Source organism: Gilliamella sp. B3023 (assembly GCF_026536845.1).
Classification (GTDB): domain Bacteria; phylum Pseudomonadota; class Gammaproteobacteria; order Enterobacterales; family Orbaceae; genus Gilliamella; species Gilliamella apicola_E.
The window spans coordinates 42868-69835 of record NZ_JAFNNH010000013.1; the positions used below are offsets into that span (position 1 = coordinate 42868).

General features: G+C 35.2%; 18 protein-coding genes, 1 pseudogene and 1 CRISPR repeat array. Of the genes and pseudogenes, 7 read left to right on the forward strand and 12 right to left on the reverse strand.

The window, feature by feature from the left end; all coding sequences use genetic code 11:
* Positions 1-3 precede the first annotated feature (3 nt).
* Both J3U16_RS08655 and J3U16_RS08660 read left to right on the forward strand, forming a co-directional pair.
* Positions 4-927 (forward strand): transketolase family protein, encoded by a 924-nt coding sequence (locus J3U16_RS08655; RefSeq protein WP_416380754.1) that lies wholly within the window; start codon positions 4-6, stop codon positions 925-927.
* A gap of 87 nt (positions 928-1014) precedes the next feature.
* The gene (locus J3U16_RS08660) at positions 1015-1455 is read left to right on the forward strand and encodes a PTS sugar transporter subunit IIA (protein WP_065733800.1); all 441 of its coding nucleotides are present in this window, start codon (positions 1015-1017) and stop codon (positions 1453-1455) included.
* Between the two features lie 15 nt (positions 1456-1470).
* Here the strand turns inward: J3U16_RS08660 and greB are convergent, their stop codons facing one another.
* Positions 1471-1953, reverse strand: coding sequence for a transcription elongation factor GreB (greB, locus tag J3U16_RS08665; protein WP_065733801.1), 483 nt, complete (start codon positions 1951-1953; stop codon positions 1471-1473).
* Between the two features lie 44 nt (positions 1954-1997).
* On the opposite strand from greB, the pseudogene J3U16_RS08670 reads away from it, so the two are divergent.
* A pseudogene (locus J3U16_RS08670) lies at positions 1998-4166 on the forward strand (Tex family protein); the annotation flags it as partial.
* 756 nt (positions 4167-4922) lie between these two features.
* A complete protein-coding gene (locus J3U16_RS08675; protein WP_267342885.1) occupies positions 4923-6374 on the forward strand; it encodes a hypothetical protein in 1452 nt (483 codons plus the stop codon).
* Between the two features lie 217 nt (positions 6375-6591).
* On the opposite strand, the gene J3U16_RS08680 is transcribed toward J3U16_RS08675, so the two are convergent.
* The 10 genes from J3U16_RS08680 to J3U16_RS08725 all read right to left on the reverse strand — a co-directional run bounded on the left by J3U16_RS08680 (position 6592) and on the right by J3U16_RS08725 (position 19507).
* Complete coding sequence (locus tag J3U16_RS08680) at positions 6592-7461, reverse strand: YjjW family glycine radical enzyme activase (protein WP_267337444.1); 870 nt, start codon at positions 7459-7461, stop codon at positions 6592-6594.
* Positions 7436-8983, reverse strand: coding sequence for a YjjI family glycine radical enzyme (locus J3U16_RS08685; protein ID WP_416380752.1), 1548 nt, complete (start codon positions 8981-8983; stop codon positions 7436-7438). Before J3U16_RS08685 ends, J3U16_RS08680 begins: the two co-directional genes overlap by 26 nt.
* A 112-nt stretch (positions 8984-9095) precedes the next feature.
* A complete protein-coding gene (ushA, locus tag J3U16_RS08690) occupies positions 9096-10769 on the reverse strand; it encodes a bifunctional UDP-sugar hydrolase/5'-nucleotidase UshA (protein ID WP_267337442.1) in 1674 nt (557 codons plus the stop codon).
* 25 nt (positions 10770-10794) lie between these two features.
* Positions 10795-12096, reverse strand: a complete 1302-nt coding sequence (locus J3U16_RS08695; RefSeq protein ID WP_267342887.1) for a pyrimidine-nucleoside phosphorylase — start codon at positions 12094-12096, stop codon at positions 10795-10797.
* Between the two features lie 155 nt (positions 12097-12251).
* Positions 12252-12653: a cytidine deaminase gene (locus J3U16_RS08700; RefSeq protein ID WP_176713943.1), complete on the reverse strand. Its 402-nt coding sequence runs from the start codon at positions 12651-12653 to the stop codon at positions 12252-12254.
* 25 nt (positions 12654-12678) lie between these two features.
* Complete coding sequence (locus J3U16_RS08705; protein ID WP_267342888.1) at positions 12679-14640, reverse strand: bifunctional 2',3'-cyclic-nucleotide 2'-phosphodiesterase/3'-nucleotidase; 1962 nt, start codon at positions 14638-14640, stop codon at positions 12679-12681.
* Positions 14641-14666: 26 nt separating this feature from the next.
* The gene (gene add / locus J3U16_RS08710; RefSeq protein ID WP_267330652.1) at positions 14667-15830 is read right to left on the reverse strand and encodes an adenosine deaminase; all 1164 of its coding nucleotides are present in this window, start codon (positions 15828-15830) and stop codon (positions 14667-14669) included.
* Between the two features lie 259 nt (positions 15831-16089).
* Positions 16090-17328: a nucleoside permease gene (locus J3U16_RS08715; protein WP_267330651.1), complete on the reverse strand. Its 1239-nt coding sequence runs from the start codon at positions 17326-17328 to the stop codon at positions 16090-16092.
* 189 nt (positions 17329-17517) lie between these two features.
* Entirely contained in the window at positions 17518-18234 is a 717-nt protein-coding gene (gene deoD, locus J3U16_RS08720) for a purine-nucleoside phosphorylase (RefSeq protein WP_220225805.1), read from the reverse strand.
* Between the two features lie 43 nt (positions 18235-18277).
* Entirely contained in the window at positions 18278-19507 is a 1230-nt protein-coding gene (locus J3U16_RS08725) for a phosphopentomutase (RefSeq protein ID WP_267342890.1), read from the reverse strand.
* A 482-nt stretch (positions 19508-19989) separates the two neighbouring features.
* Between J3U16_RS08725 and murB the strand changes: the two genes are divergently transcribed.
* From murB to birA, 3 genes are read left to right on the forward strand one after another with little or no spacing between them, the layout of a single operon-like run.
* Positions 19990-21000 carry a UDP-N-acetylmuramate dehydrogenase gene (gene murB, locus J3U16_RS08730; RefSeq protein ID WP_267342891.1) on the forward strand — a complete coding sequence of 337 codons (1011 nt, stop codon included), beginning with the start codon at positions 19990-19992 and terminating at the stop codon, positions 20998-21000.
* 49 nt (positions 21001-21049) lie between these two features.
* The gene (locus tag J3U16_RS08735) at positions 21050-22162 is read left to right on the forward strand and encodes an MFS transporter (RefSeq protein ID WP_267342892.1); all 1113 of its coding nucleotides are present in this window, start codon (positions 21050-21052) and stop codon (positions 22160-22162) included.
* A 7-nt stretch (positions 22163-22169) separates the two neighbouring features.
* Entirely contained in the window at positions 22170-23123 is a 954-nt protein-coding gene (birA, locus tag J3U16_RS08740) for a bifunctional biotin--[acetyl-CoA-carboxylase] ligase/biotin operon repressor BirA (RefSeq protein ID WP_267342893.1), read from the forward strand.
* Between the two features lie 253 nt (positions 23124-23376).
* A CRISPR array of direct repeats spans positions 23377-23711; the repeat unit is 30 nt; unit sequence GTGTTCCCTATATGTATAGGGATAAACCGC.
* A 234-nt stretch (positions 23712-23945) separates the two neighbouring features.
* Here the strand turns inward: birA and J3U16_RS08745 are convergent.
* A complete protein-coding gene (locus J3U16_RS08745; protein WP_267342894.1) occupies positions 23946-26252 on the reverse strand; it encodes a zinc/cadmium/mercury/lead-transporting ATPase in 2307 nt (768 codons plus the stop codon).
* Positions 26253-26968 lie beyond the last annotated feature (716 nt).

Genomic DNA, 26968 nt, shown 5'->3' on the forward strand with positions numbered 1-26968 from the left:
GAAATGAAAGCACCTCGGGATGCAATTGGTAAAGCATTAATTCAATTAGCAGAAAATAACTTCCCGATCACTGTTATTGATTGTGATTTAGCTAGTTCAACTCGTGCTGATCAGTTCGCACAAGCTTACCCACAACGTTTTTTTGAGATGGGCATAGCTGAAGCATCAGCATTAAGCTTTGCAGCTGGACAATCATTTGAAGGATTAATTCCATTTTTTATCGATTTTGCTATTTTTGCAACAGGAACGGTATGGACGCAGCTCAGACAATCTTGTTATGCAAATGCAAACATTAAAATAGTTGGTACTCATCCAGGTGTGGATGGTGGATTTGATGGTGCCTCTCATCATGCGTTAGAAGATATTGCATTAACGAGAGTCTTGCCAAATTTAACCGTTTTATCACCAGCTGATGCAGATGAAGTTTACGAAGCATTTGAACAAGCAGCCAAAATTAAAGGCCCTGTTTATATTAGAGTGGCTCGTGAGCCAATGCCAATCCGTGATAAAACCAAGGTTCCTCGAGTTAATGACATTGATGCTGTGATCAATGAAGGAAATGATTTTGCTATTATTTTCGAAGGAGCAAGTTATGAACAAGCTAATGACGGTTATCAAAAATTAACCTCACTTGGTCATAAAGGAAAGCTTATACATTTAGCTTGTATCAAACCATTCAATCAAGAAAAATTTAAATCTTTATGCCAACATGTCAATGTTCTTATAACCGTTGAAAATCACAGTATCAATGGTGGTATTGGTGGATTAATTGCTGAACAAAGTATGCAAAATGGTATTTTAAAACCACTGATAAGGATAGGTGTATCTGATACATTTACTGAATCAGGAAAAAGTGGTCAACTAAAAAATAAATACGGAATTAGTGGTCAAAATATTTGTGACCAATTTTTGAAAGTTGTATCTTAAAATAGATGATGGTTGCAAGTGGTAGCTTGTAACCATATTAATCATCGATGTAAAAAATTAATAATGAGTAATAAAAGAGTAATAAATATGTCCATACATCCTATTTTTGAAAGATATTGGCAGTTTAATGAAGAAAATTTGGATTGGAAAAGTGCGATTCAATTAGTTGGAAATTCATTAATCGAAAATAATATTATCGAACAAAGATATATAACATCTATAATTGATAATGTTAATCAAATTGGTGCGTACTTTATTATAGCAGATGGTTTTGCCTTACCGCATTCTCGCTCAGAAAATGGTGTAATATGTGAAGAAACAAAATTTTCTTTACTGAAATGCACTCATCCTGTTATTTTTCCTGACGGTGAAAAAATATCTTTGCTTATTATGTTAGCTGCGTCAGACAATAATAAGCATATTGATGCGATGTCAGAACTCATAGAATGGTTAGAAGAAGACAATCGGCTCGATAATTTAATCAATGTTGATAATAAAATTGAATTTGAGAACCTATTATTTAGGTAATTATTAAAATAATATCTAAACAAATTCTTGGTAACTGATATCAATAATATAATAAAACGTTTTACCGTTTGGTGTGATGACTGCTATTTCATCATCAATTTTATGACCAATTAAAGCTCTGGCAACAGGGCTATTAATCGATATCCAATTTCTTTTGGGATCGAATTCATCACTGCCAACAATACGGTAGATATGTAATTTTCCTGAATCATCTTCCAATTTGACCCAAGCCCCAAAAAATACTTTTCCTTCTTGTCTTGGGTCAGGATCGACAATCGTTAATATTTCTAAACGTTTGGTTAAAAAGCGAACACGTCTATCAATCTCTCGAAGACGTCTTTTTCCATAAATATATTCCGCATTTTCACTACGGTCGCCAAGGGCTGCAGCATCAGAAACAGCTTGAGTAACACGAGGCCTTTCTTCTTTCCATAAATATTTCAATTCACGATCGAGTGCCAAGTAGCCCTCTCTTGTTATATAATTAGCTTTTTGCATAATGAATATAAATTCCGTTAATCGACGAGATATACAGAGATATCATGATAAATAATCAAATTAGCCATATTATAGCGGGTGAATTAACCGTAAAACCAGAACAAGTTTTAGCTGCCATTCAGTTATTAGATGATGGTAGTACCGTTCCCTTTATTGCTCGATATCGTAAAGAGGTGACCGGAGGTCTGGATGATACCCAATTACGTACCTTAGATAGCCGTTTAAGTTATTTGCGAGAACTAGAAGACCGTAAACAAACAATTTTAAAATCAATTGAGGAACAGGGTAAATTAACCCCAGAATTAAGCCAAAAAATTACTGATACGCTTAGTAAAACGGAATTAGAAGATCTTTATCTTCCTTATAAACCAAAACGTCGTACCCGCGGTCAAATAGCAATCGAGGCAGGGCTTGAATCTCTCGCTGACGATTTATGGCAAAATCCCGATCTCAATCCAGAAACTGAAGCTGAAAAATATATCAATGCAGATAAAGGCATTGCTGATACTAAATCTGCCTTAGATGGTGCCCGTTATATTTTAATGGAGCGTTTTGCTGAAGATGCCGCTTTACTTGCTAAAGTTCGTCATTATCTTTGGAATAACGCGCATCTTGTATCTCAAGTTATTACTGGTAAAGAGGAAGAAGGTGCTAAATTTAGAGACTACTTTGCACAAAGTGAACTTATTTCAAAAGTGCCTTCTCATCGTGCTTTAGCGATGTTTAGAGGGCGAAATGAAGGATTTTTACAACTTTCACTCAATGCCGATCCACAATTTGAAGAAACGCCAAAAGAGAGCTATTGCGAGCAAATTATTACAGAGCATTTAGGGATTCATTTTAATGATCAACCTGCAGATAAATGGCGTAAAGCAGTTATTAATTGGACATGGCGAATTAAGATTTTAATGCACATGGAAACCGAGCTTATGACCACTTTGCGTGAACGTGCTGAAGAGGAAGCAATTAACGTATTTGCAGCAAATTTACACGATATGTTGATGGCTGCACCTGCAGGTATGAAAGTCACCATGGGAATGGATCCAGGCTTACGAACAGGTGTAAAAATTGCTGTTGTGGATTCTACAGGTAAACTTATTGCGACCGAAACGATTTATCCTCATACAGGACAAGCTGATAAAGCAGCAATGATTGTTGCTGCACTTTGTATCAAACATCAAGTGGAATTAGTTGCAATTGGTAATGGCACGGCATCTCGTGAAACTGAACGTTTTTATCTTGATGTTCAGAAAAAGTATCCGGAAGTAAAAGGGCAAAAAGTTATTGTCAGCGAAGCTGGGGCTTCTGTTTATTCTGCATCAGAGCTTGCTGCTCAAGAGTTCCCTGATCTGGATGTATCAATTCGTGGTGCGGTATCCATTGCTCGTCGTTTACAAGATCCTTTAGCTGAGCTAGTAAAAATCGATCCAAAATCCATTGGGGTGGGGCAATATCAGCATGATGTTAGTCAGACCCAATTAGCTAAAAAACTTGATGCGGTGGTTGAAGATGGAGTAAATGCGGTAGGGGTAAATTTAAACACTGCATCAATGATGTTACTTGCCCGTATTGCTGGATTGAATAAAGTTATTGCCCAAAATATTGTAGATTGGCGTAATGAAAATGGTCAATTTACCGATCGCAAACAGTTGTTAAAAGTTAGTCGTTTAGGCCCTAAAGCGTTTGAACAATGTGCTGGTTTTTTACGCATAATGGAGGGTAAAAATCCACTTGATGCATCGGCTGTTCACCCTGAAGCCTATCCGGTTGTCGAACGAATTTTAGAGAAAAATCATAAATCTTTAAAAGAAATTTTAGGTGATACTCATTATCTGAAATCATTAAAAGCGGTTGATTACGTTGATGACCATTTTGGTGTTCCAACTGTCACTGATATTATTAAAGAACTTGATAAACCCGGACGAGATCCAAGGCCCGAATTTAAAACGGCCCAGTTTGCTGATAACATCGAAACAATGGAAGATTTAAAAATAGGCATGATTATGGAAGGTGCGGTAACCAATGTTACCAATTTTGGTGCTTTTGTTGATATTGGTGTACATCAAGATGGTTTAGTTCATATATCAGCATTATCTGATAAATTTGTTGAAGATCCACGAACGGTAGTTAAAGCTGGTGATATTGTTAAAGTTAAAGTGATTGAAGTGGATATTGCCCGCAAACGTATTGCTTTATCGATGCGACTTGATGATCCAACAACGCCAAAAGTAGAAGGGGCCAAAGCTCGAACGAATAAATCAACCGGTACTTCTAAAAGTGGACAGTCAGCGCCTATTACAAATAGTGCAATGGGTAATGCTTTTGCTGCAGCTTTTAAAAAAGGAAAATAAATTCAGTTATATTTTATTTGTAAAGGGAGGTTAATGCCTCCTTTTTTATTTAACGCTAATTTCAAAATATTTTAATAAAATTATTGATGATAAATCCAGTGATTAAAAATCAAATCAGGAGCTCAATCACTTTATTTAGAATTATTATTTTAATAAATATTCATTTGAGAACCATTAAATATCAATAAATTGATATTTAGCTATTCCATATTGTATATATTATTATATACTATGCACAATTGTGTAGATTATTTTTAACATATACAATTAATTATCTTATTTAATCAGCCTGTTAGTAAAGTTAAACTACTTTGCGCTGATCTTTTTAATAGCATTTCTTATTTTGATATTCTTAAATTAGTTTATTAACAACATTTGAATATTACACTTTTTCGATAGCGACATAGTCGTTTTTGCTCTAGATATTAAATAAAAATATACCGTTACATGGATGCAATTTAATAACTTTCTAATGGTTTCTATTGCTTATACGCGTTTTTAAAATTTGAAATAGGTAACAATTTTTATCAATCATTTGATAATTCTGTAGTTTATTAAAACTTTAAATCAATAACTTTATTCTAATTTGCAGGAAAGTTTATGAGTAGAGGAATTAGCATGAATAGTAAAATGTTTGTTTCCCCAAAATTTCATTTGATGCAATTAATATTTAATATTACAGCTATTTCTTTTTTTAGCCTTTTTTGCCATACATCTCTAGCCGCATTATCATTTGCTGCAACCACTACGCAATATATTCACGGTAATCCGCCTGAAATTCTAGAATCTGCTGATACAAAAATCTTAAATGGAATTCAATTTAAATTAAATATTGATGGTATTGATCCTGTGATTGTTTTGCCTGGTACTGATAATAAGATTTCTGTTGCTTACAACACTTCACCAAGTATTTATTCATTTGGGGTAGATACTTCAAGTTTGAATGATAGTGATATAAATGATGTAGATGGTGACAAAGTGGCTACTACCGGCAGTTTTATCATTCAGTCTATTAATACTGAATGGCGGGACTCAAACAATAACATAATTCCTTCTGATTCTACTTCCCAACTTGGTAGTGATGTGTGTAATTCATCGACGGCTAATGCAAAATCATCAGTAAAAGTAACGATTCAATTTGTTGCTAAAACCCAGTACGGTGCTCCTGATCAGTCAGAACCAAGAGAAGTCTCTAAAACATTTCAAGTCAGTGCTGATGATGGTATCTGTTATATTAGGCCTGGTGTATTGGCTCTGATTATGCACAATGGATGGGATGAAGGGGATAACTATGCTCCTTATGGTGCTGATACGATAGATCTTGATGTTCCTTATAACGTAGACCAATTTACTATGCATAAAGGTTTTAAGGCCTCTGTTAAAGATCAAAACGGCAATTACTTCCCAACATATGGTTTCCCGGATGCACGTTTTAGAATTGTGCCGGTAAATCCAATTTCAGATTATAGTTATACCTTGGTTAAAAATCCGAATAATTCACTAATTAGTGCTTCTCGTGATTCAAGCGCTGATTCTAAAAGTGAATTTAAATTTACCGAAAATGTACCAGCTAAAGATGATAAATTTGTAATATTAGTTACCAATAATCGAACGTTAGCACAGTTTTATTACACTTTCTCTATAAAACATTGGTTATATTTTACAAATAACTTGGCTGGCAATTGGCAAAGCGCAAATACATATTGTCAAAATAATAATGATAGATTACCAATACGAGCTGAGTTATCCAATTCTCCTTTTGCTACCGTTTCAACAAATAATGATTTCTATTATGTAAAAAATAATGGATATAGAAGAGCAATCGGTGAAGGATTATTGCCAGAATGGGGTAAAGTCTACTTTTATTCGCCACTTGATTATATTGGGCGAGATATGATGTCTGGTGCGCCAAATTTAAGAAGTTTAATCAATTATGATTTCTATTTTACCAGTGAACCATCATCGGTAAAAGATGGATTAGGTAATTATCGATATTACAGTGTAGGGATGGTAGAAGGTAATATTATTGTTGAACCAGATATAGCATATACCTTATGTGTTAAATATTAACGTTGATATACAATTAGCTATTTTTTAAAAAATCTTAACAGATATTAATGATTTATATTAATCTTTGATTTTGCTGTTAATCAAATGAGCAGGTTTTCAACCTGCTCATTTTTATTTCAATAATCTCATGGGGTAAAAAATTTAAGCCATTATTTTGGAATTTTTATAATAAGCCTGTTAATGGCTAATTAGGCACACACTTATTAAAAAAACGCTATTATGATAAATAAACAGTTGGTAAAACAATATTTTTCAGACCAAATTGTTTTAATTCCATAGCAAAATTTTCGATATGTTGTTTTGAGGCGCTCTGCCATGTTTTGGCTTCACCTCTCACACCATGATTATGAAATGCATTGATTCTAATTTTTATATTTGCATCAAATTGCTTTAAAAAATTAGCTAACTGTTCAGCGTTTTGTTGTAAATCGGTATGCTTAGGAATAATTAGAAATCTGACTTCATATAATTTATTCATTTTTGCAAGATATTCAATTGACTTTTTAACTCTTAAATTTCCCTTGCTGGTTAATGCTTCATGTACTTGATTATCCCATGCTTTAAGATCAATCATTGCCCCATCCATTACGTTGACTATTTTTTGCCAACCCAATTGAGGTAAATATCCATTACTGTCAACAAAACAGCTTAGGTGTTTTAAATCCTGAGCTTGTTTAATCGCACTAAAAAGCTGTTCAATAAACGCCAGTTGCAGTGTTGCCTCTCCACCGCTTAGGGTTATTCCATTTAAAAAAGGGAGATACTTTCGGATAAGTTTTAAAATATCTTCGATACTGTATCGATAAGTCATCGGTGTTGACTGATAGTTACAAGTGTTTATACAAGTATCGCACTGCTGGCAAGTTGAACTTTGCCAAATGACTTTGTTGTTGATAAATGATAATGATTGATGGGGGCAGGTAGCAACACATTCGCCACACTCCTTACACCGTGAAATAGTATAAGGATTGTGGCAATTTAAACATTTAAAATTGCAGCCTTGTAAAAAGATGACTAACCGGTTTCCCGGTCCATCAACACAAGAAAAGGGTAAAATTTTATTAACGATTGCCCATGACTTGTTCATGGCTTATTACCCTAGGGGTCCTGCATAAGTAACTATTGTTCACTGTATCTTCGGCTGCTTCACTACCTAAAAATGTGGTATTAATCCGCGAACCTTCTTCTTTATATTTTTTGATATCTGATAATCTCACCATATAACCAGTTACACGTACCAGATCATTACCACTGATATTAGCCGTAAATTCACGGAAACCAAATTTAAATGCTGCTTTACAAATTTGTACTAAGGCTAATGGATTATTTTTAATCGTTTCATCAATAGTTAAAATATCACTAATGCCAGATGTATAATATTTATGGTGTTTAAATAATGCCATTATATGGGTAACAGGATCTGGTTCATGTCCATAAGGGATACGTAAACCAGGTGTTGCACCGCGGTCTGTACTGATACCTGACTGCGCATGTAACATCGCTTTACCTTGCCATGCATGTTTAATTTTATGATTATCAATAAAGTCGGCTAATTGCTTAGAAATTGTGGTAGCTAGTTCATTAGCATCTTCATCAACACCATAGCGACCAGATAAGTTAGATTTTTCTTGTAGAATATTAACCGCTTCAGCCATAGCATAAATACCAAACATTGGTGCAAATCGAGTTGCGTCAATTAGCCCTTCTTTGACTAAAAAACTATTTTGAAAGAAATTCGATTTTTCATAAAGAAATTCCGATCTCGCTTTGATTAAGTTCAATTGCAATTGGCAATAATAAGGCAGGGTATTTTGTAAAAAGTCGGTAATACTGTTACTTTTTAATGCGACTTCTTTTAAATTGATTCTTGATAAAGTGCTACCACCACCCGCAACAGGGAGAGAGTTATAACAACTTACAACACCATAGCCTTTATCATCAAAATCTTTTTTGATCATCATATTATTAGCGATATGTGGTTTTGCTGTTTGGCAGATATTCTCAATTGCTGTATTTAGTAAAGATTCTGGGGTGATATCTTCATCATAAATAAACGTTAAATTAGGCGCAACTTGTTTGAGTTCACGATCAACACGTAAAATTACTCGACAGATCACATTGTCAGTTGGACCAATATTGGCGTGCATAAATGCATCAGGAAGATTGCGATCAAGCATAATCCAAAAACGTTTTAATCGCTGATAAAGCTCTTCTTCTGTTAAATTGCCAACATAAGGTAGTAACACTTTATCCAAACAACCTAAATAAACGGGCATACCAGTGACCGAAGGAACATGATGATAAGCAATTGTCAGCATATTTATGGCATCATCAAAATTTTTTGCAGGCTCAAGCTCTAAATACTCAGATCCTTGTTTAAGGAATTTTGCATAATCAGGTAACACATAACGAGGTTTATACGGTGCATGACCTTCGTACATGTCACAAATTACACGCTCATCTAAGGCTTGTTTAGTTTCATTATCCAAATCAACATAAGGTAAATTATTTTCCGCTGCTAAAGCGAGAAGGTTCGCTTTTTGTTTAGGTGACAGGTTGGGATCGGTCACAATATCGTAACAATTTTTTTGAAATTCTGTCATGTTCATAAATACCTCTATATTACCTATATGTTGAAAGCAAAAAATTAAATTTAATGGCTAATTTATAATACCAATTTTACCCGTGCCATTTATATTCTATATTTCTTTTTTAAAGCCGTTATTTTTCCAAAATGAAATTAACCGGCTCATAATCTGCCGCATTAATTGGTGAGTGCGCTTCAATATATTCTCTTATCACATCCGCGTCTCGGTAACCTGTATCGACATAAGTTGGTGAAGTGTTGGTAACAGGATAACCATCTCCACCAGCCGCTAAATAATCTAACGTGGTAATACGATAAGATTTTTGCAAATCAATTGGCTCATTATTAATTTTAATATCGCTAATCGTATTGCCCGCTAGCGTGATATTTTTTAAGTGAGTATAACCACCAGAACCTTGTTTTTTACTTAATGCAACTTTAAGATATTCCACCAATTCACGGCCGGTTAACTCAAAGTAAACAACTGTATTACCAAAAGGCTCAACTTTCAAAATATCACGATAAGTAATATTTCCTTCAATAAGTGAATCACGAATCATACCGCCAGCCATAATGCCAACATCAGCATTCGTTTTTTCAATAAAGGCACTGAGTAACAGCTGTCCCATATTGCTTTGTTGATATCTTACTACACTACGATCACCTTCTAAACGACCGATTAATTCACCTGTTTTAGTGAGTAATTGCTGTTTACCTTGATCTTGATAAGGTTTAAGTGTTTCTAACAATTTTTTATCTTGTTCAATTTCACTAGTGTAGTATTCAAGACGTTTAGTATCGTTGCCATTGTCGACTTCTTTTTTCAAGTTGATAGGAATTAACTGATAATTTTCCAGTGTTATTTTACCGTTTAAAAAGACAAAGTCGGCACGACCAACATATTTACCCCATTCATGAGCTTGAACAATCCAAGTTCCATTTTGTTGATCGGGTGCACATGGTGTGCCAGGAACATACTCAGTAATACGTTTGTTAGGGCTAGCCATACATACAGGGTTTTGAGAGTGACCACCTACAATCATATTTAAATCACCTGGTTTCAATCCCCGTGCTAACTCAACATCACCCGGTGCCATTGAACCATGTTCACCATTTTCATAATGTCCCATATGAGTAACCGCAATAATCATATCTGGGCGCTCATTATTTTTAATTTGACTTATCACCTTCTCTGCTTCAGGCAAGGTTTTGCGAAACTCGACACCGTCAGTATTTTTAGGTGAAGCAAGGAAAATTGTATCATCAGTAGTTAAACCAAATACCGCAACTCTAATGCCATTTAAATCAAACATTTTATAAGCATCGAAAACGCGATTATCAGTATTTTTGAAGTAAGTATTTGCTGATAAAAATGGAAAGTGAGCCCATTTTTGTTGTTCACGAATAACTGCTAAAGGGTGATCAAACTCATGGTTACCAACAGCCATTGCATCATAACCAATACTGTTCATACCCATAAAATCGGGTTTAGCTTGTAAAACATCGGATTCAGGAACGCCTGTATTAATGTCACCGCCAGATAGCAGAAGTAATTTCCCACCTTTTTCGGATACTTCTTTTCTAATTTGGTCAACTACAGTTTTTTGAGCAGCTAAACCATATTCACCAATGTCATTTTGCCAAAAATGGCCATGATGGTCATTAGTATGCAAAATAGTAAAAGAATAGGGCTTATCTTTTTCCCAAGTAGGTGCAGTAGATTGCTTGGTTGCAACTGCTGCGAATGAATTAACTGAGAACAGACCTAAAACAATAACTAGTGACAGTTTAAATTTAAAACAATACATGGCATCTCCCAAATCCTTATTAGAGCTATTCCGTAATTACTTTGAAAATCAATTGTGGTTGTTTAGCACTATCACTGATAGTAATATTGTCATACAATTTTTGTTTAATTGCATCAATCTTATCGCTACTTGAATGAATAGTTAATAATGGTTCACCCACTTCAACTTTATCACCCACTTTTTTATGTAAAACAATACCAATTGCTGGATCAATAACGTCTTCTTTAGTTGCTCGTCCAGCACCTAATTGCATTGCCGCAATACCAATTTGGTCGGCAATAATGCGTGATACATAACCTGATTTTTGTGCAGGTAGATCGATTTGGTAAGGGGCATTGGCTAATTTTTCAGGATGATCAACAACAGAGCTATCTCCACCTTGAGCTTCAATTAACGTTTTAAATTTCTCTATCGCTTTACCATTTTTAATGACTTCTTGAAGTTTTTCTCTTGCTTCCTCTAATGTCTTAGCTTTATTGGCTAATACAACCATTTGACTACCAAGCGTTAAAACTAACTCAGTTAAATCAGCAGGACCGTGACCATTTAATGTATCAATGGCCTCTTTAACTTCTAAGGCATTACCAATAGCATAACCTAAAGGTTGAGACATATCTGAGATAATCGCCATGGTTCTACGGCCAATTTGATTACCAATATTAACCATTTCATGTGCTAATTTCTCAGAGTCTTCCATCGTTTTCATTAAAGCACCGTCACCGGTTTTGACATCCAACACAATAGCATCAGCACCCGCAGCCAGTTTTTTACTCATGATTGAACTGGCAATCAGCGGAATAGAGTTAACCGTACCGGTTACATCACGTAATGAATAAAGTTTTTTATCAGCTGGGGTTAAGTTACCTGATTGACCAATAACCGCAACACCTTTTTGGTTAACCTGATCGATAAACTCTTGCTTACCTAATTCGATTTTAAAGCCGGGAATAGTTTCAAATTTATCGGTTGTTCCACCAGTATGGCCTAATCCTCGACCTGACATCTTGGCAACAGGAATATCTAAAGCAGCAACTAATGGTGCTAATACTAAAGTGGTTGTATCACCCACACCTCCGGTTGAATGTTTATCTACTTTAATACCTTTAATTGATGATAGATCAACAGTATCACCGGAATACATCATAGCACTAGTTAAATCAGCACATTCTTTCGAAGTCATACCTTGATAATAAATAGCCATAAGTAAAGCACTTACTTGGTAGTCAGGAATCGTACCATTAGTATAATTGGTAATAAAAAATTGAATTTCTTCGGTAGTTAAGGCATGTCCATCACGTTTTTTTTCAATAATATCTACAAATCTCATTACACTTCTCTCTTAATATCAATAAATCAAATTAGGATTATATTTTTTCATCCATTATATGGATTGATGATAATTCTGATCTTAGCTTCATCACTCTCTTTTATTATTTTCTATCAATTTTTTGATAGTTAAAATTTTCTTATTCAGAAATAATACTAATCTAAATCACTAGGTGAAAAAGACCAAGGCAACAATTCACCGACAGTGGTTTCTTGGATTTTACCATGCATATTTGTCAAAATAACTGGCATATCTTTGGCGCAAAATTCACTAATGACTTGGCGACAAGCTCCACAAGGTGAAATTGGTCCATCAGTATCGCCAATCACAACTAATTTTTTAAATTTTGTTTTACCTTCTGATACCGCCTTAAAAATCGCAGTTCGTTCAGCACAGTTGGCTAGGCCATATGAGGCATTTTCAATATTGCATCCTAAAATAGCTTCATCATCTTCGGTAATTAATACTGCACCTACTTGAAATTTAGAATAGGGTACATAAGCTTTTGAGCGTGCTGTTTTAGCTAGTTCAATTAGTTTTTCAATCTTCATATTCATAATCCTTGTTATCATCAATAGATTTTTAGTTTTGCGATTTTGTTGGTGCTTGTAAATTAAGTTGATATACACCAAAGCCTAAATTATCTTTTTCAATAAACTTAATTGGGTACAATGAATGTTTTTCAATATAGGCTTTGGCTTCTTCAGTAGGGGAAGATTCAAAGCGAATATCCAAATTAATTTTGCTGGTAATTGGTGCAATTCGCCAGTTATTATCAACCTTCACATTCACTTCACCTTGTTTTTTAGTGTGATTAGTAATATAGGCTGAAAGAATGACCCTTAAATCATCCGGAGAATTAAATTTAACATTTTTACCACCAGTACCAGGGAATGTCCCGGTATAAGCACGATAGTTATTGGTGGCAATTAAAAATTCTTGATTGGAAGCAATAGGTTTTTGTTGATAAGTTAAGTTTACGATACGTTCTGAATCAGGATTAATTAACTGACAATTTCCATCATAACGTGCAGGTTTAGTGATATCAATTTGATAACTCACACCATCAATGGTATCAAAATTATAAGTTCTAAATTTATCCCAATTAATCAAATATTGTGGTTGTGGCGAATTGATATCAATTTGATTATAAACACCTGCTGAGCATTCCAACCACTCTTTAACATCTTTACCCGTTATTTTTACTGCAGATAAAATATTAGGATAAAGGTAGATATCAGCTGCATTTCTAAAAGTTAAATCCCCTTTTTTGACATCAACATAAGCTGAAGGATCGTTTTTACGACCACCAGCTTTAAACGGTGCAATTGCCGATAAAATGGGTAATCCATCCAGATCAGGATCACCTTGAACAAACTGTTTCACATAATCAATTTGCGCATCACTAATAATTTGCAAAGCAGAAGTATCTTCGACTAATGCTAAATAACTATTGATGTCGGTTGAAACCTTGCCAATTGGTTTACCAACAAATTCACGGGTACCTTCGTGGTCGTCTCTTAACGCATCCGTAATATTTTTATCTGATTCAACTAATGCTTTTTTATTTTTAATATCAAAGATCGGGCGAGCTTCTGATTTACCAGAAATGACTTTCCAATTAGCTTTATCACCTTCAATAACTAAATCAACTACACCTAAATGACTTCCCCATTGTCCAGGCATTACTGCGGGCACATGATTGATATTTCCGGTACTAATATCAGTATTAGGCAATGATTTAAAATCCTCGCTAGGAAAGACCCCATGAGAATGACCAAACATAATAGCATTAATACCTTCAACTTGGCTTAAATAATAGACTGAATTTTCAGCTAAAGCCTTATATGGTTCGGCAGAAACACCTGAATGCGGAATTGCAACAATGATATTTGCACCTTGCTTTTTCATTTCAGGCACTAATTGTTTCGCGGTTTCAGTGATATCTTTAACAATTACCTTACCTTCCAAATTAAGTTTATCCCACTGCATAATTTGTGGTGGCACAAAACCAATATAACCGATTTTAATAGTGTGTTGTTTACCTTCTCTATCAACGACCGGTTTATCTAAAATAATATATTGCCTAAAGTAAGGTTTATTTGTTTTCGCATCAAAAACATTAGCATTAACATAAGGAAAATTAGCACCAGCTAGACTTTTTTGTAAAAAATCTAAACCAAAATTAAACTCATGATTACCGATGTTACCAACTACATAATCTAGCGTATTAAGTGCTTTATAAACAGGATGAGTCTCACCTTTGTTTAGACCTTTATTCAAAGCATAATCAGCCATTGGACTGCCTTGAATCAAATCGCCGTTATCAACTAAAACACTGTTTTTTACCTCTTTTCGTGCTTGATGAATTAAATTGGCTGTTTTAGCTAAACCAAAAGTATCAATGTACTGATCTTTGAAATAGTCATAATTCATCATATTACCGTGCAAATCGGTAGTTTCGATAATTCTTAAATCTACTGTTGCTGCTTGAAGTGAACCAGATATTAATAGGGTTAGTAGGCTTAATCGGGTTTTATTCATATCAATCTCCTATTTCTCTGATGTTGTTAATCATTAACATATAATAAAACGAGATAATTCTTAAATCGTTCAATAATAGCAGGGTGATACTGCTGATCGTTGATTGCCTGTTGTAGACATTGCTTATCATTAATCGTAAAAAAGGCTAAAACGTCATTAAACAAACGTGATTTTTCGGTTGGTTCAATAAATGCAGCATCAATTCCACAAAGTGTAATATCAAACAGTTCCAATCGAGAAAAATGAAAAAAATGCTCAGCGAGCTGATATTCTTTCTCTATATCGGTGCCAAATATGCCTGCGTCATCGGTATTAAGCGTTATTCTGACCCCTCTATCATAAAGTTGTCGAATTGGGTGATTAAGAATATCACCATTTAACTTATTGACTAAAATACGATTACTAGTAAGCGCTATTTCTAAAGTGATCTTGTTATCAATTAAATTCTCAATCAACTTATCATCTTCAATGGCGGCGATACCATGTCCAATACGATTCGCGCCATGTTTAAGCGCTTGGATAATACTTTCAGCAGAATCAATTTCACCAGCATGATAAGATTTTTTTAAATTCAATTTAGAAGCAAGTTGATGGGCTTTTTCAAAATCATCAAAATGACCTGCTTTTTCATTACCTGCGATATTAAATCCGGTAATAAATGGGTGGGGGTTGTTCTCAATAAATTGCAGTGTATCGTATACCACATCGGCACCAAGATGGCGCACGCCAATCACATGGTATCTTACAGTAATATTATGTTCTTTTTGAACATCAATAATCGCTTTATCCATTTGATTAAGCGTTTGTTTAAATCTTTCTTGATCCCAAACTATTTTACCTTCGCTTTCCATGGCACAAATATGATAGGGAGACAAAAATAGCTCGCAATAGATTAACCCTTGCTTGGCATTTCTGCTTAAAAAATCGTAAGTAATTAGGTAATAATCGTCGGGATGTTTAACAAAATTAGAGACAGTATCATAAGTTTGGATAAATGAAACAAAATCGGATTCATCATAATTATATCGACCATTTTTATAATCGGTTGCATCATATTCACCGGGTCGATAGCACAATGAATCAGGAAAAGTCAGATGATTCTTATCGGCTAGTTTTTTTGCCATAAATGGTGTAATACTACCTTCCACATGCTCATGAAGTATAACTTTTGGGATTATTTGCTTATTCATCTAGTTCTAATCTGTTTAAGTATATGCTTATAGGGCACTTGTAAATTATTCATCAGACTAAAATGATACAACTTTTACAAGCATTTTATTCTACCTTGATAAGACAATTATTTTCCATACATTTTGTGTGACTTATCAATTTCTTTGAAATCAAGTGGCAACAATAGACAGGCAACAAATTAGATGCCTGTCTATTGATGTGGCCAAATTGGTTAATTTAGTCTATCTATTTAATATTAACCTTGCCTTGAGTTTGGTATTAATTTCTGTTCTCAAGAGTATCATTCTTGAAAATAAAAACAAAAATAATAGCAAGTAATAAAGAATATCCTGCAAAAATTAACCAAATTGTACGCCAGTCAATGACACCATTTACAGTGTAAAGATCCACAACAACACCACTGATAGTTGAACCTAAATAAGCCCCAAAACCATTGGTCATAATCATAAATAAACCTTGTGCACTATTACGGATATCTGGTGAAACTGTTTTATCAACGTACATAGAACCTGAAATATTATAGAAATCAAATGCACAACCATAAACAATCATTGACAGAAGAAGTAACGTGAAACCTACAGGTGATGGATCGCCAAAAGCAAATAATCCAAACCGAGCAACCCATGCCAACATACTGATTAACATGACATACTTGATACCAAATCTTTTCATAAAAAATGGTACAAATAAAATAAATACAACTTCTGACATTTGTGAAATAGATAGCAATACTGACGGATATTGCACAACTAAACTATCAGCATATTCCGGAATACTTTTAAATGAAAGTAAGAACGGATTACCAAAAGTATTGGTAATTTGTAAAATACCACCAAGGAAGACTGCAAAGACAAAAAAGATAGCAATTCTAGGTTGTTTAAATAATACAAATGCATCTAAACCTAAAGAACTTACAAGCGATTTTCTTTTTGACTCATCTTTAGCAATGACAATTAATGGCAATGTTAATGAATATAGGCTGAGTAAAATCGAACCGCCAGCTGCAATATAGAGCTGTACATTGCTTAATCCAACTTTTAAGAAACTAACAAGCCACATAGCAACAATGAAGCCGATAGTACCAAAAATTCTTATACTAGGGAATTGCGATATAACATCAAGACCTTCTGATTCTAAACAAGAATAAGAAATTGAGTTAGAAATCGCGATAGTTGGCATAAATGCTAAACAATGAATTAAAATTACCACGACCATCATAAATGGTGTTGTGACTGAAGCGGCAATAAAAAGGGTTATTGCGCCAAATAAGTGACAAAGCATGAATAAACGATTAGCAGGAATCCATCTATCTGCCACAACACCAAGCAGACCTGGCATAAATAAGGATGCTATGCCCATAGTACCATAAACTGTACCTACTGTTGTTCCAGTAAAATGCAAGGTCTCCATCATGTAAGAGCCTAAAGTTATAAGCCAGCTACCCCAGATAAAAAATTGCAAGAAAAATATAACTTTAAGTTTGAACTTAATATTCATTTCGTTTCCTTATTAAATGAGTTCTCTTCTAACCTATTAGATAAAATTAATGAATAAATAAAAATTGTTATTACTATCGATGCGTTAGTTATAACGTTAAACACATTTACTGATAAAATTGATTAATGACAGTCAATGTAAAACTTTTATTTCTTAAACAAAAAAAATGGCAGAAATTCTGCCATTAATTTAATCTGAATTGAGTAATACCGACTCTAACGCAACAGTAATCATCTCTTTGAAGCCTAGCTGGCGTTCTTCAGAAGACATCGCTTCGCCTTTTCGAATATGATCTGATACCGTACAAATCGCCAACGCTTTTGCGCCATATTCAGCCGCCACACCATAAATACCAGCAGCTTCCATTTCGACACCTAAGATATTGTATTTTTCCATGATATCGAAAAGATCAGGCTCAACGCTATAAAACAGATCAGCTGAGAAAATATTACCAACCTTCACATTAACATTTAAATCTTTAGCTGCATTAACTGCATTACAAACAAGACCAAAGTCAGCGATGGCAGCAAAATCATGATCTTTAAAACGCAAACGATTCACTTTAGAATCCGTACAAGCGCCCATACCAATAACAACATCACCAAGATTAACATTTGGGCTAATTGCACCGCATGAACCGATACGAATAATGTTTTTGACACCATAAAACTTAATCAATTCGGTTGTATAAATAGAACAAGATGGGATACCCATTCCATGCCCCATAACAGAAACTTGTTTACCTTTATACTGACCAGTAAAACCGAGCATTCCTCTTACATTCGTTACTTCTTTAGCATTATCTAAAAAAGTTTCGGCAATAAACTTAGCTCGTAATGGATCGCCGGGCATTAATACCGTTTGAGCAAAAGCACCATCGGCGGCGTTGATATGAGGGGTAGGCATTTAACTCTCCTGATTTATTACTAAAAAACGTCCTAAACAATTGCTATTTACGAATAAATGACTTGCCATAATCCATTGGTGACAAATCAAAATAATCAGCAACACTTTGACCAATGTCAGCAAATGTTTCACGATGACCTAATGATCCAGATGGAACACTATCACCATAAACTAAAACTGGAATATGCTCACGAGTATGATCCGTACCAGGCCACGTTGGATCACAACCATGATCGGCACTAATAATTAAAAGATCGCCTGGTTCAATAAGGGCTAACATCTCAGGTAAACGGCGGTCAAAATATTCTAAAGCCGCAGCGTAGCCTGCAACATCACGTCGATGACCATAAGATGAGTCAAAATCAACGAAATTGGTAAACACAATCGTGTTATCTTTCGCTTGTTTGATTTCTTCTAGCGTAGCATTGAATAAAGCCTCAATACCTGTAGCTTTAACTTTCTTAGTGATACCTACTTCGGCATAAATATCGGCAATTTTACCAATTGATACAACAGTACCTTGTTTTTCTTCAACTAGCTTTTTAATCATTGTCGGAGCTGGTGGTTCAACGGCTAAATCATGACGATTACCAGTACGCACAAATTCACCAGGCTTATTACCTAAAAATGGACGAGCAATAACGCGGCCGATATTATAATCGCCTTTATTAAGCTCATCACGAGCTATCTCACAAACCTCATAAAGTTTATCAAGACCGAAAGTCTCTTCATGGCAGGCAATTTGAAAAACAGAATCAGCAGAGGTATAAAAAATAGGTTTACCAGAAGCCATATGCTCAAGCCCAAGCTCATCAAGAATCACTGTACCTGATGAATGACAATCACCAAGATAACCAGGCAAGTTAGCACGTTTAACAATATTATCTAATAATTCTTTAGGAAAACTATTGGTAGTATTGGTAAAATAGCCCCAATCAAACAGAACGGGAACACCCGCGATTTCCCAGTGACCTGAAGGCGTATCTTTACCCGACGAAATCTCACTGGCAAAGCCATAAGCACCAATAACTTCACCTTCGGTAGCCATTCCTTTAGGGTATGAACCAGTTGATTCATAAGCGGCTTCTATCAAACCTAACTTTCCTAAATTAGGTAATTTTAATGGGCCTTGACGACCATGATCTGCATTACCTGAAGCACAAGCTTCGGCAATATGGCCTAAGGTATCAGAACCTTCATCACCATATTTTTTTGCATCTTCAGCACCGCCGATCCCAAAGGAATCGAGGATCATAATAAAAACTCTTTTCATAATTTCCTCTAAATCACAACTACCACTAAATATTGTAACAATCTTAAAACATAAAGTTATATAAAACCGTGATCAATAACTTATTTTTTAAATTTCATTAATAATAACGTCTACCACAAGGTTGAGTAAAATAGATTTTAACTAAATTTATAAAAAAGATCGTTTGGGTAGCTATAATACATGATAAAAAAAAACAAAAAAGGGAAAGTGTCCAATTTGTAGACTATTTGTCTAATCTTTTGACACATATATCAACCTAAAAGTAGTTAAGATCATTAAAAAAAATTTTAATGCATAAAAGATCGTTTTGCGTTGTGATAATATAGCAAATAAATAAACAATCGACACAATAGAATAAATTGCTTTATCAAAATAGATAAAGGCATTGATTTAATACTTTTAAATAATAAAAGGCATAAAAAATGCCGAATAAAACTAATTTAATTGAATTTAAAAGTATTTCTAATAAAAGGTAGTTATTAATGAACCAAAAAATTCCTAACACATTTGCTTTAGATGTATATGCCAACCAAGTAGAAACAGTAGAAACTGTGGAACAGCTAATGCAAGTTTGGAAAACTAATACCGATAGTCAACCAATTATGATTATTGGACAAGGTAGTAATACACTATTTACTGAAAATTTTGCTGGTACAATCATTGTTAATCGAATTAAAGGATTAACGATAACCGAAACACCAACACACTGGCATTTAAAAGTGGGTGCGGGTGAATATTGGCATGATCTAGTTGCTAACACCATTAATCAAAACATTCCCGGCCTTGAAAACTTAGCTCTAATACCAGGATGTGTGGGATCTGCACCAATTCAAAATATTGGCGCTTATGGCATTGAATTTCAAAAAGTAGCCGATTATGTCGAATTACTTGAATTTGCAACGGGTAAAATTATTCGCGTAAATGACGGCCAATATGGCTATCGTGAAAGCATCTTCAAACAAAAATATGCTAATGGTTATGCGGTTGTATATGTTGGCATCACATTACCAAAACAATGGAGCCCGGTGTTAACTTATGGTGAATTAAGGAATTTTGATCCAGAAAGTGTCACCCCAAAAATGATCTTCGACAAAGTGTGCGAAATCCGTCGTAGCAAACTGCCTGATCCTAATGTATTAGGAAATGGTGGAAGCTTTTTTAAAAACCCAGTAGTAGACAAAAAATTTGCTGATAAACTACTTGAAAAATATCCAACAATGCCAATATATCCACAAACAAATGATCAAATAAAATTAGCTGCCGGCTGGTTAATTGATCAGTGTGGTCTAAAAGGCTATCAAATTGGTGGTGCAGCAGTGCATCAACAACAAGCTCTTGTATTAGTCAATAAAGATAATGCGACAGCGCAAGATGTTGTTGCGTTAGCGCGTTATATCATAAATGCAGTATTACAAAAGTTCTCGGTGCACCTCTCGCCTGAAATTCGATTTATGGGCGCAACTGGTGAGATTGACGTGGATAAATTTCTATAACGTAAATAACGTTTATTAGACAATAAAACAGCTTATATACAACAAAATTATGAAACATTCGTATTCATTTCCTATTTTATTAATAAGTTTATTATTTGTAACCATCGCCTTATCGGCACTTAATACCCAAGTGCCACTTTGGCTAGTGCGTGAACATTTTTCACTAGGACAAATAGGTTTAGTCGGCTCAAGCTACTTTACAGGTAACTTAGTGGGAACGATTATGGCAAATTGGTTTATTAGCCGATTTAACGCCAGATTCACTTACACCTATAGTTGTATTATCTTTGCGATTGCAACTATTGGATTAAGCTTTTCAATGGATTTCTATAGTTGGGCGATATGGCGATTTTTTATTGGAATAGCCTGTGCGGTTACTTGGGTGGTCATTGAAAGCTGTATCTTAGTTACGGGTACTGTTCGTACTCGCGGTAAAATGCTGGCGGTTTATCTAACCACCTACTACTTAGGTACTGTTTTAGGGCAAGCATTGCTCCAATACTTTCCGCAAAACGTACTCTATTTTGGCCTAGTAATAGCAGTGCTAATGGGGTTAGCCATCTTATTTATATTACTAACCCATTACAAATTACCTAAAAAGAAAAAAAGCAGTTTCAACATCATCCCCATGATATTGTATAAACCTTCTCGAGTTGGTTTAATTGGTTGTGCGATTGCTGGTATGTTAATTGGATCGCTATACTCTCTAATGCCAGCATACTACTCACATCTAGGTTATACAGATAACCAAGTCGCAAATTGGATGGTTTTACTAATACTTTCTGGGGTAATCGCGCAAATGCCTGCCAACTGGTGCGCAGATAGGTTTGGTCGTCGTATTGTTTTGTTGGTTGAATCAATCTTAATGATGATAGCTTGTTGTTTACTGATATTTAACCTCTATGGCGTATTAGCCATCATTTTACTTGGTGCGACCATTTACACTATTTACCCAATTTCAATGGCGTGGGCTTGCTCGTGTGTTCGCAAACAAGAAATTGTATCAATGAATCAAGCTATGCTATTAACCAATACACTTGGTAGCCTAGTTGCGCCAGCGGTAATTGCCTTTATAATGGACACATTTAACAATACCTATTTATTTATTAGTTTTGCTATAATTTCGCTTTACTTTATTGTTTTATTATCACTCAAAAAGTGAGGGTTTAATGCGCAGTAACCAAAATCCATTGAAATTAATCAATATATTAGCTGATGGGCAGTTTCACTCTGGTGAAGAACTTGCCAACCAATTTGGAATAACGCGAGCTGGCATCAACAAATATATCAAAGTGCTACGGGAATGGGGGATCACCTTATCATCCGTGCAAGGTAAAGGTTACTGCTTAGCATCACCAATAGATCTACTTGATAAAGTTAAAATCGACAACGACTATGGTGCTGATAGTCATGTGGAAGTACTGCCTATTATTGAATCAACCAACCAATATTTATTAGATAATATTGAGAAATTACAAACTGGCGACAGCTGTGTTGCCGAGTTTCAATCAAAAGCACGAGGCAGGCGAGGGCGACAATGGTTTGCACCATTTGGCTGTAATCTCTATTTCTCAATGTATTGGCGACTTGAACAGGGCATCGCAGCAGCCATGGGGCTAAGCTTAGTCGTTGGTGTTGTGATAGCCGATACGTTACGAGAAATCTCGGGGCAAGATATTAAAGTAAAATGGCCAAATGACCTCTATCTTAATGACCAAAAACTTGCAGGCATATTAGTTGAACTTGCAGGCAAAACGGGAGACTGTGCACATGTTGTTATTGGTGTTGGAGTCAACCTAATGATGAATAATCCCGATACAACTATCGTCAACCAAAAGTGGGCTAATTTAGGTAAAGTTGATCGCAATTTATTAGTAGCAAAAGTCGCGAAAAATCTAAAAGTAAAACTTCGAGACTTCGAACAACATGGACTAACACCGTTTCTTAACGATTGGCAACGGCTTGACAATTTTGTAGGGCGTCCTGTTAAATTATTAATTGGTGACGATGTGATCCGTGGCGTAGCCAAAGGTATCAATGAACAGGGTGCGTTACTCTTAGAACAAAATGGCAAAATGAACGCATTTATTGGTGGCGAAATCTCATTACGAAGTGATGAGTGAAATATCTATCGGTAATTGATTAACATGAATTACCGAAAAGTACATCTTGTGATCGGGAATAAATCGGTACAATAGGTAAGCGGCAAAAAATAATGCAGCTCTAAATCCCTTTTTATCTTGACTTAACCATTTAATAAATTTCAAATTATATTGATAATCTCGCCTTAAACCAGCTGTTTAAAAAAGCACCAAAAAAATTGGTGGAATTTTTCATTTTGGTATTTTAATTAATAAACAATAGGTTATAATTAGGGTGTTCCCTATATGTATAGGGATAAACCGTTCAACCTAGCCAGCAACAATCGCAACAACAAGTGTTCCCTATATGTATAGGGATAAACCGCTTAACGGCTTCCGTAATCAGTTTGGTTTGAGGTGTTCCCTATATGTATAGGGATAAACCGCTTTTTATTCGCGAATTAATCGGCTGTTATAAGTGTTCCCTATATGTATAGGGATAAACCGCGATTGAGGACCAAAATGACTAACTACACTAAGTGTTCCCTATATGTATAGGGATAAACCGCTGCCGGTGTGGATGAATCGTGGCGAGCCATTGTGTTCCCTATATGTATAGGGATAAACCGCCTCGATCGAGCGAGTAAAAAAATAGACGAGTATTCTATATAAGTAGCGATAAACGGTTTGTATATGAATCGCAGTGGTTAACTTCAAAGCGTTCCATTTAAATAAGGATTTACCAGAAGGGATTGCGTACAGCATCCCTTCTTTAATAGGTTTAAGAATAAAAGATAGATTACGCGATTATAAAAAGTTCGATAACTTATCCTTTAAAAAACAGTTAAAATTAGCTGTTCCCCCTTATTTTTTAACCTTAAGCAATCTTAAAGCATTGGCTGTAACAATCGCTGTGGTACCCGAATCGGCTAATACTGCAAGCCAAAGCCCAGTAATACCAAATAAACTAGTAATTAAAAATACCAACTTAATTCCTAAGGCAATTGTAATATTTTGTTTGATATTACGATTAGCGAAGCGAGTTAAACGTATTAATTTAGGTAAGCTTAATAAACTATTTTTGGTTAAAGCGGCATCGGCTGTTTCAAGTGCAACATCCGTACCACTACCCATAGCAATACCGACAGTTGCAGCCTTCATAGCAGGGGAATCATTAATTCCATCACCAATCATCGCAATAGACGTATGTTGACCTATTTTTTCGATTTCTGCTAACTTATCTGCTGGCAACAACTCAGCACGATAATCTATGCCTAATTGTCCTGCAATTGCTTTTGCTGCACGTTGATTGTCGCCGGTTAACATCAATGTTTGTAAACCAAGTTGCTTAAGCTCAGTTATAGCAGCTACAGCATCACTTCGTAGCACATCTTGCAAAGCAATAATCCCCAACAACTGCTGATGGGTTGTAACCACCACAACGGTCTTACCACCATTTTCGAGTTGAGTGATTGTTTCAGCATCTTTAGCACTTATAGCCGTTGATACGGTTTCAATCTTATTAGGAGATACAATAAAATAAATTTGCTGATCTAATTCACCTTGAATCCCAACGCCAGCAATCGCCTTACGATTTTGGGCTTCTTCAAAATGGATCTGTTTTTGCTTAACATAATCAACTAAAGCCTTAGCTAAAGGATGGTGTGATCCACTTTCAATCGAGGCAACAATCGCTAACAACTCCTCGCTAGAACAATGAAGATTAATGACATCAGTAACCTGTGGCTTACCCTCAGTTAATGTTCCTGTCTTATCAAACGCCACCATCTTAATTGAACCAATATGTTCAAGTGCTGCTCCGCCCTTAATCAACACCCCATGTTTGGCTGCGGTTGACAAAGCCGACGTAATAACAGCGGGTGTAGATATCACTAATGCACAAGGACAACCAATTAACAACAACGTCAATCCTCGATAAATCCAAGTATACCAATCGGCACCCGTCAACAATGGTGGAATTACCACCACCAAAAACGCAAATAGCGTAATTGCTGGTGTATAATAACGACTAAACTTATCGATAAAACGCTCAATAGGCGCTTTACGATCTTCGGCATCCTCAATCAATTGCAAAATCCGATCAACGGCATTTTGTCCTGATTCCGAAATTACCTTGAGTTGAATGGTATTATCCACCACTAATGACCCAGCTAAAATTTTATCACCACTTAAATAATTAACTGGAATCGACTCACCTGTTAATGCGCTCTCATCAATGCTGGCTTGTTCGCTAACCAAAATAACATCAGCAGGTAATCGTCCACCAGATGAAATCTCGATAATATCATTAGGTTTTAACGTATGGCTGGCAACTGTTTTTCTTTTACCATCAATAATAATCACCGTTTCATCAGGCATCAATTCTACTAGTGACGAAATTCCTTTTTTCGCCTTACTCGTTGCAAAGCCCTCGAGCATCTCACCGATCATAAATAAAAAGATCACCATGGTAGCTTCTTCCGCTGCTCCAATAAACAGCGCACCAAGAGCGGATATACTCATTAACGACTCAATTGCAAATGGAGTGCCACTACGGGTTAAAACAATTGCCTCCTTCAAAATGGGGATAATTCCAACAATAGCAGTCACAATAAAGGCATATTCGCCAGCTGTATGATTCACCAACAAAATAAGATAACTTACTACAATTAAAGTACCTAAAACGGCTAACGGAATAAATGCTTTTTTATCAAAATTATGTGAATGTTCGTGATGATGGGATTGGTTAGCTGATGCCTCAAAAATCGGGGTATAACCCAATTCTACGACTTTATCTTCAATCATCTTTATTACCGCATCATCATGCTTTGGAACAAAAACGATTAACTTTTCGGTTGAAAAAATAATTTTGGTTTGATTAATATTGGGCAGTGTCTTAACACCGTTTTCGATTTTACTTGCGCAATGTGCGCAATCCATACCTTGAATTTTCCAAGTTAATTTAACGCCTTGACAACTCCGCTCAGGCTCTTCGGGAGGATCTTCAATCTCATGTCCATGATTATGCCCATGATTATGTCCATCACAAGATACTGTTGGACTTTCGTTATGAGAATCATGCATATGATTATGTGCAATATTATGACAATCTCCATGACAATGGTCGTGATTATCGTGATGGGATTGCGTAGATTTGTTATTATATAACATAACGTTACCTCTATTTGTGGATGATTTTTATTGTACGCTCAAAAAAACAAAAAGAAATATTTTTAACCCACTTTTCTAAAAAAAAAGTTTAGGAACGGGGTTTTTGGGGTTCAAAATTCTGCTTTGCAATGTTGTCTCAAATAAATAATTCCGCTTTAAACTGTGGCGTTTTTTAGTAGCTGTATTTTTCCATCAAAAAAAGTTGAGGAGCGGGGTTTTTGAGGTTCAAAATTGTGCTTTGCAATGTTGCCTCAAGTAAATAATTCCGCTTTAAACTGTGTCGCTTTTTAGTAGTTGTATTTTTCCATCAAGAAAAAGTTGAGGAGCGGGGTTTTTGGGGTTCAAAATTCTGCTTTGCAATGTTGTCTCAAATAAATAATTCTGCTTTAAACTGTGGCGTTTTTTAGTAGCTGTTTTTTGCATCAAAAAAAGTTGAGGAGTGGGGTTTTTGAGGTTATAAATTACGTTTAAACTTTATTAAATGATCCAAATCGCTAATTTTAAAAACCAGAATAAATTAATAGGATCATTAATTACATTTTTAAAGATTTGTAATTTAAATATATTTAATTAAAACAATATGTAATAATTTGACGCTTAGATCCTTTTTAGATCATCTTTACGTAGGTTTACATAATTGAGTGAAAAAAAGTGTTGCATCGTGTTTTTCCAATCACTATACTTTTTTAACAATTTTAGCAAAGAAGCTAAAATTT